We start from the raw sequence: 15,735 nt of genomic DNA, 5'->3' as shown, positions 1-15,735 counted from the left end.
CAAGCTGTTCAATTAAATTATATGAATATACTTGTAAAGTATTAAAGGCTACATTTTAGGTCTTTTATGCTTTACTCTAATCGAGGAGGCATTTAAAAGAGAAGCAACTCTCAAGAGACTTAACCTAAAATAACAAAATACAACTAAAAAAAGATAAGTTCTCCTGTACAGGATTACTTATCTTTTTTAAATGGCATGATAATCGTATCTGAAGATTATTTCATTGGTCATAATTGCAATTTATTTAATATGTTGCACCAAAACTTTAACAAAATCGGCCAATTCATTCTCTTCAGCTTCAGTAAAGCGGTTCAATGATGGTGAATCAATATCTAAAACACCAATCTTTTTACCATCTTTGGTAATTGGCACAACAATTTCTGAATTACTGGCACTGTCACAGGCAATATGTCCGGGAAATTCATGGACGTTAGCTACACGGTGAATTTGTTGGTCTGCAAAAGCCGTTCCAACTACGCCGTTGCCGCTCTTGATATGCATACAAGCAACTTTACCTTGAAATGGTCCCAAATCCAATTCGTCAGTCTCTTCGTTGTATAAATAAAATCCTGACCAATTCAAATCCTCATAGGTATCGTTTATCAAAGCACTGGCATTAGCCAAGTTAGCAATCAAATTATTTTCTTGATACAGTAATGCATCTAATTGTTTGTTCATTAATGACATTTTCGTCTCTTCCATGAAAATCCTCCTTAAAGTTATATTTTCTCACAAATTAAGGTTTTTTAATCCCATTTTGCCTGACAAAATAGCGTGAAATGACACCTCGTAAATCAAATTGAGCAATTAAAGTTGCCATAATGATTAAACTGCCGCCAATTATCAGATGTTGAGTTAAAGGTTCAACATGGAATACAACAGATACCAAGCTGGCAAATAATGATTCGGTCATCAGAACTAAGCCTGCAGTAACAGTATCGGTATACTTTTGACTCATTACTTGTAGGACTTGAGCTGCAAACGTAGCTACTACACCTAAGTAGATTACTGGTCCAATAGCCGTCGCCCAATCGATCTGGGATAACTTACCATAATCAATTGTAAAAGCGTATAGAGCTCCACAGATAGCCTGAATAAAGCCTAGTTGAAAGGCAATCACCTGTGATCTAGCATTGTGTGTCGCATAGCCATAGTATGTCATCTGGAATGCATAGAAAATTGCACTCAACACAGTCAAGAAATCGCCCATGTGAAATTCAAATCCAGTCGAAATAATCCCAGTCAAGAAGACCATTCCCAAGATGCACATTAAAATCGACAAATAAATTTTCAAAGGTGGCACTTTCTTAAAAATCAGCCAAGCAATAAATGGCAACAGAATAACGTAAATCGACGTAATAAACGAGCTATTGCTTGGAGTCGTGTATTTCAATCCACTGGACTGCAATTGAACAACCACAAAATTAAAAATCGCACAGACGGCTCCAATTTTAAATTCTTTCCAAGTCATCGTATTAATGATTTTCCGAAAAAATATGTACACCAATATTGCTGAAATCAATCCCCGTAAGGTGTTAATGACTGACGGCGGCATTTTCGCAGCAATCGCCATTTTGATAAATGTATAACTTGTTCCCCACATGAATGCAACCAATAAAAGGTTTCGATTGGCTCTAGATTGCACCATAAAACCACCTGTTTCACTATATAATTCTAATTATATTAACCTTTATTTTTGGCGGGTGCAATAGGTTTCCACCTCCAGTTTTGAGGGATAGAACCTGCTGTGAGGAACGGTTCGAGCCAAAGTTCGGTCTCGAGCCTCGCTTTTGAGCCGAAAACCTCGTCTCAAAAGTCGTCCGTGGTGTAAACGCTAAAGCGTTAACGCCACCTTCACTGCTGTCTCTATCCCTCAAAACTTCCGGCTAATATATTTGGATTTAATAATTTCTTTTACTAGTATTCAAATCAAAATTCGTTACTACTCTAATTTCAAATTGGCTGATTTAAGTGCTTGGTCAACAACCCACATAACATCTTCACTATGTTGCAATCTCTTCGCAACTTCTTTTAAGTCATTATTTTGAATAATCTTTTCAAACTCAACGAATTCTTGATACATTCGGTGTGGGTAAATATTATGATCCACTTGTTCCAATAAATTCTTATCTTTATCGTAAACGTCGAATGAACGCATCTCATTAGTTGGTCCATTCACAACGATTGAACCCTTGTTACCTTGGACAACTGTTTTTCTAATTGGTGAAACGGAATCCTTAGCACCAATTGCCACTGCTTTGGAATTACCATAATCGAGCATCAAAATACCTGACGTATCAATATTACGTTCAATATTTGGCAAATATGAAATCTTTTGGGGACGTCCTAATAATCCGACAATAAAGTGGATATTATAAATATTCAAATCCATCAAAGCTCCACCACCCTTTTTAGGGTCGAATGCTGGCAAAATTTTACCTGCTTCAAAAGCATCATAACGTGATGAATATTGAGAATAGTTACTTTCAATTAATTTCATATCACCTAATTCTGGTAATTTTTCCTTTAAATCAACGTAATTTTGTAAGTATTGATTGGTAATTGCTTCAAGTAAAACTAGATGATTCTTCGTTGCAATTTCTTTCAAATCCATAAATTCAGATAATTTGACGGTAAAAGGTTTTTCAGAAATTACATTTTTGCCATTTTCCAAGGCCTTTTTAGCAAATTGATAATGTAGAAAATTGGGAACAGCCACGTAAACAGTGTCGAAGTCACTTTCCGCTAAAGCTGTGTCAAAATCCGTATAAACTGCTCCAATATGATATTCAGATTTCAATTGTTCCAAGATATCAATGCTGTGGTTTGTCCCAATAATGGCTGTTAATTCCGTATTTTTTAAGTCTTTCGTGATTGTTAAAAAGTCATGTACAATATTTCCTGATCCGATAATTGCTAGTTTCATCATTAACCACTCCTTATGCTTTGCTCATCCTTATTAAAACACGGTAAAATGATATAAATATCTTAATAGACGTATTGGTAATATTGTTCCAGAAATTCTACTAATATACTTTTATAATTTGGAACATTTTTTCATATTTAACAACGGAGGTATCAGGATGACCATTATTTATCAATTAACAAAAGCTGACAAATTCAACGGTTCGGAAAAGCAATTGGCTGATTATATTCTCAAAAATAAGGAATCTGTCATCAACCAGTCCATTCAATCCCTTGCGACAGCCACTTTTTCTTCAACTTCAACCATCGTTAGACTTTGTCGAAAAATTGGTCTCAAAGGATATAAAGATTTCAAAATCAAATTATCTGCTGAACTGCAACAACACTACAATGATATTTCAGCCGTTAATCCTGATTTTCCGTTCACTGAAGATGATTCCAATAAAGAGATTGCCCAGAAATTATTAGAATTAATGCAAACCTCGCTAAAGCAAACGAGTGAATTATTGACCAATGATTTGTTGGAACACGCCGTTCGTGACATTTTTCAATCACAAAAATTAGGTATCTTCGCTTATGGAGATACTTATATCTCAGCCTTAAGTTTCCAAAATAAGTTAATGAAAATTAATCTAAATGCCAACTTGCCAAATCTGACTGAAGAAAGCAAATTCATGGCCGCTAACTACTCCAAAAATGACTGTGCGATCTTAATTTCATACAGCGGACAAAGTAAGAATACATATCAGCTTGCACAGATACTTCGTCTAAATGGCGTCAAAATTATCACTATTACATCTGACAAAGATTCTAAAATTGCCAAATTGAGTGATATTGTTGTGCCAGTAGCTAATACAGAAAGTAACACTGTTAAAATTTCACCTTTTGCTTCACAAGTGGGCATCGAATATGTTTTAAATACCCTTTACTCCTGCCTATTCGTTGCCAATTACGATGAAAATCAAAGACATCGCCTAGCTTCAGAAAAATTATTTGCTGATTCGCGATTTTCTGAATAATATTTGATAGCTTTATCAGCTGATATAACGCTTGCTGGTGTTATGATTTAATTAATAATAATGATTAAAAAAGGAAGTTACAATATATGAATATTTCCATATTAAAGAACGTCACTAAAACTACTAATAAAATGGCGCTCAGCCTTTCTGTAGACAACAAGGTCAACGTTAAAATCGTTAACTTTGTTTGGCTGGAAGATCAACCAGATACACTCTACTTCTCATCAGTCAAAGGGGCTGCCGGAACGCTCGAATACGATCAAGCTCAAAGCGTCGCATTTATCAGCATCCCTAACAGCGACATGATTGGCAACCCATATATTCGTTCACAAAATGTCACGATTGAACATTCAGACAAGACGATGGAAGATTTATTGCCAAAATATTTAGATTCTGTCCCTAATTATCAAAAAGTTTGGGATATGATTGGTCCCAAGTTACAAGTCTTCGAATTAAAACTCAAAGATGTTTACGTTGATCCAGGCCTTGGTCGTGAAAAATTAACTGTGCAATTTAACTAACTAAAACTGAGGAACTTTTCATGCAAAATACTACCGAATCCATTTTGATTGATGCATTAAATACTCTTTTACAAACTAAGCCAATCGACAAAATCACTGTGAAAGATATCGTCACTGAATGTCAATTGACGCGTCAAACTTTCTATAATCATTTTTCTGATATTTATGAATTAGTCGAATTTTCAGCTCGACAAAATGCCGATAATATCCTTGGTAATGTGGCTGATTACGACAACTGGCACAAGGGTTTCTATGATATTATGATTGCCCTACGCGACAGTGGCAACATTACTAAAAATGTTTACAAATCAGAATATCGTGATTTAATGGAACGATATATTTATAAAGTTATTTATGGATATATTATTAAAGTCGTTGAAAAACAAGCCGCTGGTATGTCTGTTGATCAAAAACACAAGGATTTCATCGCCCACTTCTACAGCCTGGCCTTCATTGCCCTGATTTTGGAGTGGATCATGGATGGTATGAAAGATGACCCACAAGAGATTGTTGAACAAACAGGCGTCCTAGTCCAAGGGGATTTTAAGAAAGCCTTGAACAAATATGCCGAATAATCATCAACTTTACAAAAAAAACGAAGTGTAAATCAAATTTACATTTCGTTTTTTTTGTAAATTGTCTCAGCACTCACTTTATTTTATTGTTGGACTTGTAAGTAAGAACTAACAATGAAAGAAGGTATTTATGATGAATATTTATAAAACAATGTATCATCCTCATAAAGCAGCTGGCGTTGATGGTCGAAAGGCCAATATTGTCGGTGGTGGTATCGCTGGTTTAGCAACAGCAGCATTCTTAATTGATGACGCTAAAATGCCTGGAGATAACATTACTATCTATGAAAAGAAACCTGTTATGGGTGGTTCCATGGACGGTACTAAGGGCAATGAGGGTTACCTTTGCCGAGCTGAACGTGAACTAGAACCTTACATGGAATGTCTCTGGTATCTTTGTAGTAAAATTCCTTCACTCGAAAATGAAGGTAGAACCGTTCTTGATGATGTAGTTGATTTCAACCGTGATGATCCAATTCACAGTGAGGCTCGTGTTATCGTCAATCAAGGTGAAATTGATGGACAGTATCACAATTACAAGCTTCCTCAAAAATATGTTACTGCCATGGCTAAAGTTGTCGCTTCTTCAGAAAAAGATTTAGCTAACAAACGTATCGATGAATTCTTTGACGAAGACTTTTTCAAGACTAACTTCTGGGTTTGTTTCCACAGTCAATTAGCTTTCAAACACTATCACAGTGCCATCGAATGCCGTCGTTATTGGCAAAGATTTACCTTTATCAACCGTCACGAATACCTCGAAGGATTCATTCACACTAAATATAACGAATATGACGCAATTATTCTTCCTATCGAGAGATGGCTAATCGACCACGGCGTTCACTTTGTTAACAACTTTACCGTTTACGATTTAACACTCGATGAAAAGAACGATACCGTTCAAGCAATCCTAGCTCACCATAATGATGAAGATGTCGCAATTTCTGTCAGCAGCAAGGACTTAGTCTTTGTTACAAGTGGTTCAATCAGTGAAAATAGTACATTCGGGGACAACGATACTGTCGCTGTAACTAACACTGATACAGAACACATGGGTACTTTCACTATTTGGAAGAACCTAGCTAAGAAAGACAATAAATTTGGCCACCCAGATAAATTCTTGGGACAAATTGATAAAACTAAGTGGATCTCATTCTTCCCTACTGTTAAGGATTATCCAGAATTTTTCAGACGTATCGAAGAGTTATCTGGTAGTAAAGCTGGTACTGGTGGTTTAATGACATTCAGAGATTCAAATTGGGATATGTCATTCGAAATTCACCACAAGCCATTCTTCCCATATCAAGCTGACGACGAAGAAGTTGGTTGGGGCTATGGACTTTACGGTGAAAACGTCGGTAACTACATCAAGAAACGTATGTGGGATTGTACCGGTGATGAAATCATGACTGAACTCCTCTATCACTTGGGAATGCTCGACATTAAAGATGAAGTTTTGAAACACACATACATGTCAACAGCCATGATGCCTTATGTAACAAGTCAATTTATGCCACGTGAACTCGGCGATCGTCCAAAAGTTGTTCCTGACGGCTGCACTAACCTAGCTTTCTTAGGACAATTTGTTGAAGTTGATGATGATGTTGTCTTCACAGTTGAAACTTCAGTTAGAACAGGTTTGGAAAGTGTCTACGAACTATTGAACATTGATAAAGATGTCATCGAAGTTAACCCTTCACGTTACGATATCCGTTATCTATTAGAACGTGTTAAGAGATTCAATGGTATCAAGGGTGAAATCAAAGCTAGTGACCTTCCAGCAGTTACACCTGAAGCATTACCAGCCATTCAAAAGATGCTGTTAGATTACGTAAACAACGTACCGCCTTATTATCAAATGTACTTAGGACGCGATAAGACTATTCCATTGAAAGAATCAGTTTTGCATCCTAAGGCTCCACATAGCAAATAATTAGCCAAATAAACCACTGTAATTTCCAATTTGGAGATACAGTGGTTTTTTATTTCTCAATTGTTGACACGGTGTCACTAAATGGTTATACTTTGTTCATGTTAAAAAGTGACACAGTGTCACAAAGGAGGAAATATGGTTTCTACAACTTTCGAAAACTTAAACGAATCAAAAAAATCATTAATAACTGATGCCCTATTAAATGAATTTTCCAATCATAGTTTAACTGATGCCCAAGTTTCAAGAATTGTTAAAGAATCTGGTATTGCACGTGGTGCCTTTTATAAGTACTTTGATGATCTAAACGATGCCTATCATTATATATACGGCTATGCATTAAAAGATATTCACCAAGATATCGCCACCAGCTCTAGTCATGAACTAAAACCAGACGAATATGTTGGGCAAGTCAGAGATTTTATTGAAAAAAGTACTAGCAGTCGTTACTTTGCCTTAGTCAAAATGCATTTGCTTTACAACGAATCGCAATTTCAGGCCCCTTTCAATAATCACATGATAACTGAAAACGAATTCCATTGGGCCACTCAAGTCATGATTCACGAATCTATTAAACAAATCATGATTGACCCCAGTACTAAAGAAATAATATTAAAGAAGCTGGCTCGCATCTTGAATGCCCTAGCCAAAGAGGATGACGAACATGTTCCTATCACTTAAAGAAATCAAAAAAGAAAAATTCAGATACGGCCTAATCATCGGTATGATTGTTTTAATTTGTTACTTAATTTTCATTTTAACGAGCCTTTCAATGGGACTCGCTAATGAAAATACCGATGCCATCAATTCATGGAACGCCAAGAGTATTGTCCTCGACAAAGATTCCAACACTAGTTTGACGCAATCACTCATTACTAAAGATCAAATCAAGAATTCTAAAATAACTAAAAATGAAGCCTATATTGGACAAGCAGCGGTTGTTGCTAAGAAAAGTGGTCTCACTAAAGAGTCGGCTCAATATTTAGGATTAGACAAGAAACAATTTATCGCTAAAAATCTCAAAATCAGCTCCGGACATAACTTCAATAAAACAAATCAAGTTGTAGTTGACGATAAATTTAAAACAGACGGCTACAAACTTGGCGACAAGATCAAATTCAATTCAGCTTCAACTAGTTACACAATCGTCGGATTTGTTAAGAATGCTAAATTGAACGTTGCCCCAGTCGTTTATGGGCAAATTGACAACTGGCTATCAATCAAGAACTTGAACGGACCTTTCAAGGCCAGCGCAGTCGTTTCCAAGAATGCCAACTTTGATGTCAAAGACAAACAACTCAAGACTTATAAAATGAAAGCATTTATTTCTAAATTACCGGGCTATTCCGCACAAAACTCAACCTTTACCTTTATGATTGGCTTCCTAATGATCATTTCTCTAATTGTTATCGCAGTCTTTTTATACATCCTAACAATCCAGAAAATTCAAAATTACGCTGTCTTACGTGCACAAGGAATTCCTTCCAAAACACTTGTCAACGCCACAATTTCTCAATCAGTTATCCTCGTAGTCAGTGGCTTGATAATTGCGACAGTCCTCACAGGAATCACCGCTTTTGCCATGCCAACAGCAGTCCCAATGAGTTTCAATATCCCTATACTTTCCGCAGTCGGCCTCGGTTTAATTCTGACCGGACTACTTGGATCGCTTATTCCCATCAAAATAATCTTAAATGTTGATCCTGTCAGCGTAATCGGAGGCTAATTAAATGGCAACTTTACAATTAAATAATATCAATAAATATTTCGGTACCGGCACCAGTCGAGTTCACGTTTTAAAAGACGTCAATTTCACCGCTCAAAAAGGCCAAGTAAACTTAGTAATCGGACCTTCAGGTTCCGGTAAGAGTACCTTTCTAACTATCGCTGGAGGCTTGCAGACACCCACAGACGGCACAGTTCAACTCGAAGGCAAAGCTGTGAAATCAATGACTAGCAAACAACGCGATGCAATGCGCTTGAATAGTATCGGCTTTGTGCTCCAATCATACAGCCTAGTTCCCTACCTAACTGTCAAAGAACAATTCAAACTAGTGAAAAAAGTTAAGAAAGAACACAATTTGACTAACCTTTCGCTGGAAAGTCTAATGGATAAACTAGGCATCAGGGAATTAGAAAATAAATACCCTGGTGAACTATCAGGTGGTCAAAATCAGCGAGTAGCAATCGCTAGAGCACTTTACACCAGACCTGATATTCTCTTAGCTGACGAACCAACAGCAGCCTTAGATAGTGAACGAGTCATCGAAGTTGGCAAAATATTCCAAGACTTAGCACGTGAACAAAATACAGCTGTAGTAATCTTAACTCACGATTTAAGATTACGTGACTTTGCAGATAATGTTTACAAGATCATGGATGGTCAAATGACATTAGATTCAGAAATGCGTATGGCTGAGTAAGTTTTTAGTTCATATATAATTTATCAATTTAAAGCAAATAGGCCTGTAATCCAAAATTGGATTACAGGCCTTGTTCGCTTTATGGATCGGTCTTAGCAAATATTCCCAACTATTGATAGATCACCAAATAGCGAATAAAAGAGCCAGGGGGTGACAGTAATAAATATAGCCAGCGGTGAAATTGTTGTTAGACCAGCGGTTTTCTGGCCTTACAACACGGACGAGTTTTGAGATTTGCGGTTTATGCAAAGCTCAAAATTGAGACTTGAGACCTTGGCTCAAGTCGGTCCCACCGCAGACTATATTTATTACTGTCACCCGGAGGCGGAAAAAAAATCCGTTATCTCTTAATTGAGATAGCGGATTTTTTAAGCTATTTGCATTAAATTAGATGTCACGACGACGTTCTTTAATACGAGCAGCCTTACCTGTACGAGCACGTAGGTAGTAAAGCTTGCTACGACGTACACGACCATGTCTGATAACTTCGATTTGTTCAACACGAGGTGTGTTTAGTGGGAATGTTCTTTCAACACCAACACCATTACTCATCTTACGAACAGTGTATGTAGCACTGATACCAGCACCATGTCTCTTGATGACAACACCTTCGAATAATTGAACACGTTCACGGCTACCTTCAACAACCTTAGCGTGGACACGAATAGTATCACCACTACGGAAGTCAGGTACGTCAGAACGTAATTGTTCTGATGTAATATCTTGAATTAATTTATTCATAAATAATTTCTCCTAGCCGACACTCATACATATCCTTTGATACACAGCGGAATATCGTTAATATGTGCGTTTAAACACTTATAATATAATACTTTATTTGAACATAATTGTAAACTAGTTATTTCGACGAATTTCACGTAAGTACTTTTGTTCCTCATCGGTCAACTCAGCCTTTTCCAATAAATCAGGACGACGTTCAAGTGTTTTCTTCAAAGCTTGTTTAAGACGCCAAACACGGATTTTTTCATGATCCCCACTGATTAATACATCAGGTACCTTTTTACCGCGGAAATCGGCTGGACGTGAGTATTGAGGGTACTCTAATAAGTTATTAGAGAAAGATTCTACCTCAGCTGACTCAGAATTGCCCAAAACTCCAGGTACGAAACGCAATGTAGCGTCAATCATACTCATAGTTGGCAATTCCCCACCAGTCAAAATATAATCACCGATTGAAACTTCATCAGTGACTAAATCTTTTACTCGTTCATCGAAGCCTTCGTAATGTCCACAGATAAAGACTAATTGATCTTCTTTAGCAAAGTCTTTGGCCATTTTCGTGTTGAAAGTTTTTCCAGCTGGATCCAACAAGATAACTCGCTTTTTACCAGGTTTCTTCTTTTCAACATAATCCATTGCATCATAAATCGGTTGAGCCTGCAATAACATCCCAGCTCCACCACCATATGTGCCATCGTCAACATGATTTTGTTTGTTAGTCGTGAAATCACGAAAATCAACGACATCAATATTAACGAGGTCTTTTTCCTGAGCTTTACCAATCAATGATTCGTCTAAAGCCTGAAACATTTTTGGAAAAATACTTAAAATTGTAATATCCATTAATCCATCAACCCATCCGGTATTTCAACATTAACAACGCCATTATCAATATCTACATCTTTAACAACATCGTCAATGTAAGGCAACAAGATTTCTTTATACTTAGGTCCTTTAACGACCCAAACGTCATTTGAACCCAACTCAATAATTTCAGTAACCTTGCCGACTTCGCCTAAGTCTTTATCAATCACAGTCAAACCAATAATTTGCTTATAAAGAAATTCACCTTCATTGAGGTTAGAAACTTCTTCGCCATCAGCAAATAATTCTGATTTAACATACTTTTCAACATCATTGATATTATCGTAACCCTTAAATTTCAATAGAATAAAACTCTTGTGTGGACGTGATGACTCAACAGTAAATTCAGTCACTTGATCTTTGTTCTTCAAGTAAACCTTGGCACCGGCCTTAAAGCGGTCCTCTGGGAAATCAGTAATTGAAATCACTCTTACTTCGCCTTTAATACCGTGAGTATTGACGATTGTACCAACTCGATATAATTTTTCGGTCATTTTTCCTCCGTGAATAAAAATAGGACCACGACAACTCTTGTCAGGCCCCATCAAAAATTACTATTTTGTGAATTTGCTTTCGTGATACTTTTGCATAATTCCGTGTTGTTTCAACAAGTGACGAACAGTATCTGAAGGTTGTGCACCTTTGTTTAACCATTCAACGATCTTGTCGTCTTCTAGGTGAATTTCTTCTGGTTGTGAGATTGGGTTGTAATAACCAACTTGTTCGATAAAACGACCATCACGTGGTGAACGTGAATCTGCAACAACTAATCTATAAAATGGGCGTAACTTACTACCCATACGTTTCATTCTAATCTTAACTGACATATGTTTGTTTCCTCCTAAATACTTAACTTTGTTAGTATACACAAAATTACAAGAACTGTAAAGTTTTTTTCTTTACACCAGTTGATTTTTTTATATTCCGTCTCCAGAGCTGAGAAGTATTTCGCCTGCTGTGCGGAACGGTCCGAGCCAAAGTTCGGTCTCGAACCTCGGTTTGAAGCCTTTCCACAGACCGGAAAGTCTCCAAACTCGCCCGGTGGTGTAACGGCTGAAGCCGTAACGCCACTTCCACTGCTGGTGAATACTTCTCAGCTCTTCCGACTAGTTTCCTTTAAGGAACACTGATAATTCAATAATCATTACAGCATATTTTAGGCAATAGAATACTAGGTTAGCCTCTTAAATAAAAAAAATATCATCATCACTTTTAAAAACTGCGATAAATGATATTTAATATATTATTCATATTAATATTAAAAATTGAAACCAGTCAAAATCTAGCCGGAGGGTGACAGTAATAAATATAGACAGCAGTGAAATTGTTGTTAGGTCAGCGATTTTCTGGCCTTACAACAAGGACGAGTTTTGAGATTTGCGGTCTATGCAAAGCTCAAAACTCGAGGCTCGAGACCGCACTTCGGCTCGAACCGGTCCCACCGCAGACTATATTTATTACTGTCACCCGGAGGCGGCCCCCAAAAAATTATGACTTAAAGCGTTTAATCTTCTTCAAACGTTTCTTCTTATTTTTCTTGTTCTTACGAACCATAGAATGCATAGCCATCTTACCCAACTTACCTTTGACACCATTGCCCATAAGTTGATCCATTCCAGCCATGTTACCCTTGCTCATCTTGTTCATCATGTCTCGTGATTGCTTGAATTGCTTGATCATTCGGTTAACGTTTTGCACGCTTTGACCGGAACCGGCAGCAATTCTACGACGACGTGATGGATTCAATGAATCGGGATCTTCACGTTCTGATGGTGTCATTGAGTAAACAATTGCCTTTAAATGGGCAATATCTTTTTCACCAATATTGATATTAGCTAAAGCAGGGTTGTTGGCCATTCCTGGAATCATCTTCATGATTTCATCCAAAGGACCCATCTTTTGAATCTGGTCCATTTGGTCGATAAAGTCGTTAAAATCAAAACTATTCTCACGAATCTTTTCAGCAACTTGCTTAGCTTGTTCTTCGTTGTAATCAGTCTGAGCCTTTTCAATCAAGGTCAGCATGTCACCCATACCTAAGATACGGTTGGCCATACGATCAGGATGGAAGACGTCTAATTGGTCGAGTTTTTCACCTTGTCCAATAAACTTGATTGGCTTACCAGTCACGTCACGAATTGAAAGAGCGGCACCACCACGGGTATCACCATCCAACTTAGTCAAAACAACACCAGTAATATCGAGTTGTTCATCAAATCCGTGGGCAACCTTAGCAGCGACTTGACCAGTCATGGAATCAGCAACAAACAAAATTTCGTCTGGATGTGCTAAATCTTTGATACGTTGAAGTTCTTGCATCAATTGCTCATCAATTTCCAAACGACCAGCAGTATCAATAATAACGTAATCATTCTTGTTTTCTTCCGCAACTTTTAAACCATTTCGAACAATGTCAACTGGATCATGTTCAGTTCCTTCGTCATACACTGGCACATCGAGTTGTTGACCGATAGTCTTCAATTGTTCAATGGCAGCGGGACGATAAACATCCCCAGCAATGAATAATGGACGAGCTTTATCTTCATGCTTTAAACGGTTAGCTAATTTACCAGCTGTTGTAGTTTTACCAGCACCTTGCAAACCAACCATCATGATGATTGTTGGAATATGCTTGGATTTGTTCAATGGAACAGCTTCTTGTCCCATAATCTTAGTTAATTCTTCATCAACAATTTTGATAACTTGTTGTGATGGCGTCAAACTTTCCATTACTTCGGCGCCTAAGGCACGTTCTCTAACAGACTTGACGAATTTTTTAACAACGTCAAAGTTAACATCCGCTTCCAACAAAGCCATACGTACTTCACGCATTACTTTACGGATATCTTCGTCAGAAAGTTTACCTTTACCTCTTAGTGAGGAGAAAACTTTATTTAAGCGTTCGCTTAATCCTTCAAAAGCCATACTCTACTCCTACATTTCATTTATTTTTGAAATTCTTTGGACTAAATCTAATAATTCTTTATCATCCGCATACTTCGTCTGAACTAGTTGGTCGAGTTTTTCAGAAATATCATCAATCTCTTGAGTTTTCTCAATCAAACCAAGCTCTTTCTCAAACGATTCTAACAAACTGACCGAACGATGCAAGTTATCCAAGACCGCTTGTCGAGAAACTTCTAGTTGTTCCGCAATTTCACTGAGCGAAAAATCCTCAACATAATATAAATCCAAATAACGACTTTGCTTTTTGGTCAGTAATGAATGATAAAAATTATACAACAAGTTCACTCGTGTTGTTTCATCAATGTTCATAACTATTTGTTAGACGTCCCAACAATCAATTCCTTGAACAAACCATAGATGAATTTCTCTGGATCAAAGTCGCGAAGATCATCCATTTGTTCACCTAAACCAACTAGTTTAACGGGAATGTGCAATTCATTTCTGATAGCCAAGACGACACCACCTTGGGAACTACCATCAAGCTTTGTCAAAACAATTCCGGAAACATCAGTTGTTTCGTTAAATTGTTTAGCTTGGCTCAAGGCATTTTGTCCAGTGGAACCATCAAGTACCAACAGAACTTCCTGTGGTGCTTCTGGTAATTCACGAGTGATAACACGCTTGATTTTTTCTAGTTCACGCATCAAACCTTCTTTATTTTGAAGACGACCAGCAGTATCAACTAGCAAGATATCGAAGTCTTCCTCAACAGCACGTTTAACGGCATCATAAACAACTGAAGCTGGATCAGTGTGGGCCTTACTTGCTTGCACAGGTACGCCATCACGTTTACCCCATTCTTGTAATTGTTCAATCGCACCAGCTCTAAATGTATCCGCAGCAGCTAGTAAAACTTTCTTGCCTTGTTGTTGATAGCGGTGAGCAAGTTTACCGACAGTAGTAGTTTTACCAGCACCATTAACACCGACAAATAAGAAAACAGTTGGTGTCTTATCAGCACTGAATTTCAAAGAGTTATCTTCTTCTTTGCCCTCTTCACCATACATATCAACCAATTTCTTAACGATTACATTGGAAACGTCAGATTTTTTCTTAGCATTCTCCAACTTAACTTCTTCACGTAATTCATCAGAAATTCGCATAGCTGTTTCGTAACCAACATCAGATTCAATCAACAACTCTTCCAAATCATCAAAGAAATCTTCATCGACACTTCTAAAGTTAGCTAAGAAACGATTCAAACGAGAACTAAAGGAATTACGACTCTTTTTAAGTCCTTCATCATATTCTTGAACATCATCTTTGGGTTCTTCTTCTGATTCTGAAGGTTCTGTTTCAGATGACTCTTCAGTTTCAGATTCGGATTCGATTGACTCTTCAGTTTCTGAATTATCAGTTGATTCTTCAGATACGGTATCTTCTGGTGTACTTTCGGTTTCAACAGGTACTTCTTTAGTTTCTTCAACGGATTTTGTTGGTTCTGGCTCTGAAGTGGCCTCTTCAGCAGGTTCTGAAGGTGTTTTCTTAACTTCGTCTTCAGTAGATTCTGCTGATTCGGACTCAACTGGTTCTTCTTTAACTTCACTTTTTGGTTCTTCTGTCGGAGTTTCTTCTACAGATTGAACTGGTTCTTCACTTTTAGCTTCTGAGCTTGTTTCTGATTTTTCATCAGATGTAGCTTCATTGGCTTCGGCAGTTTGGTCAGATTCTTTTTCAGACTCTTCTTGAGATTTCTTTTCTAAATCTTTATCTTCAGAATCATCTTTACCAGTAAAGGCTTTTTTAATTCGATCAAATAATCCCATTATT

Annotated in this window: 17 protein-coding genes; 7 read left to right on the top strand and 10 right to left on the bottom strand. The window is 37.3% G+C overall.

The window, feature by feature from the left end; genetic code table 11:
• Nucleotides 1–240: 240 nt before the first annotated feature.
• The 3 genes from AAA923_RS01275 to AAA923_RS01265 all read right to left on the bottom strand — a co-directional run bounded on the left by AAA923_RS01275 (nucleotide 241) and on the right by AAA923_RS01265 (nucleotide 2,926).
• On the bottom strand, nucleotides 241–702 hold the full coding sequence (locus AAA923_RS01275) for a GAF domain-containing protein (protein WP_338214096.1): 462 nt from the start codon (nucleotides 700–702) through the stop codon (nucleotides 241–243).
• Between the two features lie 34 nt (nucleotides 703–736).
• A complete protein-coding gene (locus AAA923_RS01270; RefSeq protein ID WP_338214094.1) occupies nucleotides 737–1,648 on the bottom strand; it encodes a DMT family transporter in 912 nt (303 codons plus the stop codon).
• A 294-nt stretch (nucleotides 1,649–1,942) separates the two neighbouring features.
• The gene (locus AAA923_RS01265; RefSeq protein ID WP_338214446.1) at nucleotides 1,943–2,926 is read right to left on the bottom strand and encodes a Gfo/Idh/MocA family protein; all 984 of its coding nucleotides are present in this window, start codon (nucleotides 2,924–2,926) and stop codon (nucleotides 1,943–1,945) included.
• A gap of 157 nt (nucleotides 2,927–3,083) precedes the next feature.
• On the opposite strand from AAA923_RS01265, the gene AAA923_RS01260 reads away from it, so the two are divergent.
• From AAA923_RS01260 to AAA923_RS01230, 7 genes are all read left to right on the top strand, one after another.
• Nucleotides 3,084–3,944, top strand: coding sequence for a MurR/RpiR family transcriptional regulator (locus AAA923_RS01260; protein WP_338214092.1), 861 nt, complete (start codon nucleotides 3,084–3,086; stop codon nucleotides 3,942–3,944).
• A gap of 86 nt (nucleotides 3,945–4,030) precedes the next feature.
• A complete protein-coding gene (locus tag AAA923_RS01255; RefSeq protein WP_338214090.1) occupies nucleotides 4,031–4,465 on the top strand; it encodes a pyridoxamine 5'-phosphate oxidase in 435 nt (144 codons plus the stop codon).
• A 20-nt stretch (nucleotides 4,466–4,485) separates the two neighbouring features.
• Nucleotides 4,486–5,040, top strand: coding sequence for a TetR/AcrR family transcriptional regulator (locus tag AAA923_RS01250; RefSeq protein WP_338214088.1), 555 nt, complete (start codon nucleotides 4,486–4,488; stop codon nucleotides 5,038–5,040).
• A 130-nt stretch (nucleotides 5,041–5,170) separates the two neighbouring features.
• On the top strand, nucleotides 5,171–6,973 hold the full coding sequence (locus tag AAA923_RS01245; protein WP_338214086.1) for an oleate hydratase: 1,803 nt from the start codon (nucleotides 5,171–5,173) through the stop codon (nucleotides 6,971–6,973).
• Between the two features lie 135 nt (nucleotides 6,974–7,108).
• Nucleotides 7,109–7,651, top strand: a complete 543-nt coding sequence (locus tag AAA923_RS01240; protein WP_338214085.1) for a TetR/AcrR family transcriptional regulator — start codon at nucleotides 7,109–7,111, stop codon at nucleotides 7,649–7,651.
• Nucleotides 7,635–8,696, top strand: a complete 1,062-nt coding sequence (locus tag AAA923_RS01235; protein WP_338214084.1) for an FtsX-like permease family protein — start codon at nucleotides 7,635–7,637, stop codon at nucleotides 8,694–8,696. Before AAA923_RS01240 ends, AAA923_RS01235 begins: the two co-directional genes overlap by 17 nt.
• Before the next feature lie 4 nt (nucleotides 8,697–8,700).
• Nucleotides 8,701–9,393, top strand: a complete 693-nt coding sequence (locus AAA923_RS01230; protein WP_338214082.1) for an ABC transporter ATP-binding protein — start codon at nucleotides 8,701–8,703, stop codon at nucleotides 9,391–9,393.
• Between the two features lie 387 nt (nucleotides 9,394–9,780).
• Here AAA923_RS01230 and rplS read toward each other — a convergent pair whose 3' ends face one another.
• The 7 genes from rplS to ftsY all read right to left on the bottom strand — a co-directional run bounded on the left by rplS (nucleotide 9,781) and on the right by ftsY (nucleotide 15,731).
• The gene (gene rplS, locus AAA923_RS01225; RefSeq protein ID WP_041499654.1) at nucleotides 9,781–10,134 is read right to left on the bottom strand and encodes a 50S ribosomal protein L19; all 354 of its coding nucleotides are present in this window, start codon (nucleotides 10,132–10,134) and stop codon (nucleotides 9,781–9,783) included.
• Between the two features lie 114 nt (nucleotides 10,135–10,248).
• Complete coding sequence (trmD, locus tag AAA923_RS01220; RefSeq protein WP_041499653.1) at nucleotides 10,249–10,977, bottom strand: tRNA (guanosine(37)-N1)-methyltransferase TrmD; 729 nt, start codon at nucleotides 10,975–10,977, stop codon at nucleotides 10,249–10,251.
• The gene (gene rimM / locus AAA923_RS01215) at nucleotides 10,977–11,492 is read right to left on the bottom strand and encodes a ribosome maturation factor RimM (RefSeq protein WP_338214079.1); all 516 of its coding nucleotides are present in this window, start codon (nucleotides 11,490–11,492) and stop codon (nucleotides 10,977–10,979) included. Before rimM ends, trmD begins: the two co-directional genes overlap by 1 nt.
• A 60-nt stretch (nucleotides 11,493–11,552) precedes the next feature.
• Entirely contained in the window at nucleotides 11,553–11,825 is a 273-nt protein-coding gene (gene rpsP, locus AAA923_RS01210; protein WP_041499650.1) for a 30S ribosomal protein S16, read from the bottom strand.
• A gap of 661 nt (nucleotides 11,826–12,486) precedes the next feature.
• Nucleotides 12,487–13,923 (bottom strand): signal recognition particle protein, encoded by a 1,437-nt coding sequence (gene ffh, locus AAA923_RS01205; protein WP_338214076.1) that lies wholly within the window; start codon nucleotides 13,921–13,923, stop codon nucleotides 12,487–12,489.
• 9 nt (nucleotides 13,924–13,932) lie between these two features.
• Nucleotides 13,933–14,274, bottom strand: coding sequence for a YlxM family DNA-binding protein (gene ylxM / locus AAA923_RS01200; RefSeq protein ID WP_041499647.1), 342 nt, complete (start codon nucleotides 14,272–14,274; stop codon nucleotides 13,933–13,935).
• Between the two features lie 2 nt (nucleotides 14,275–14,276).
• Entirely contained in the window at nucleotides 14,277–15,731 is a 1,455-nt protein-coding gene (ftsY, locus tag AAA923_RS01195) for a signal recognition particle-docking protein FtsY (RefSeq protein ID WP_338214074.1), read from the bottom strand.
• Nucleotides 15,732–15,735 lie beyond the last annotated feature (4 nt).

Origin of the sequence: Companilactobacillus muriivasis (assembly GCF_036246245.1) — a bacterium.
GTDB classification, from domain to species: Bacteria; Bacillota; Bacilli; order Lactobacillales; family Lactobacillaceae; genus Companilactobacillus; species Companilactobacillus muriivasis.
The sequence above is the reverse complement of the archived record's forward strand: the minus strand, read 5'-3'. Positions and strand labels throughout refer to the sequence as shown.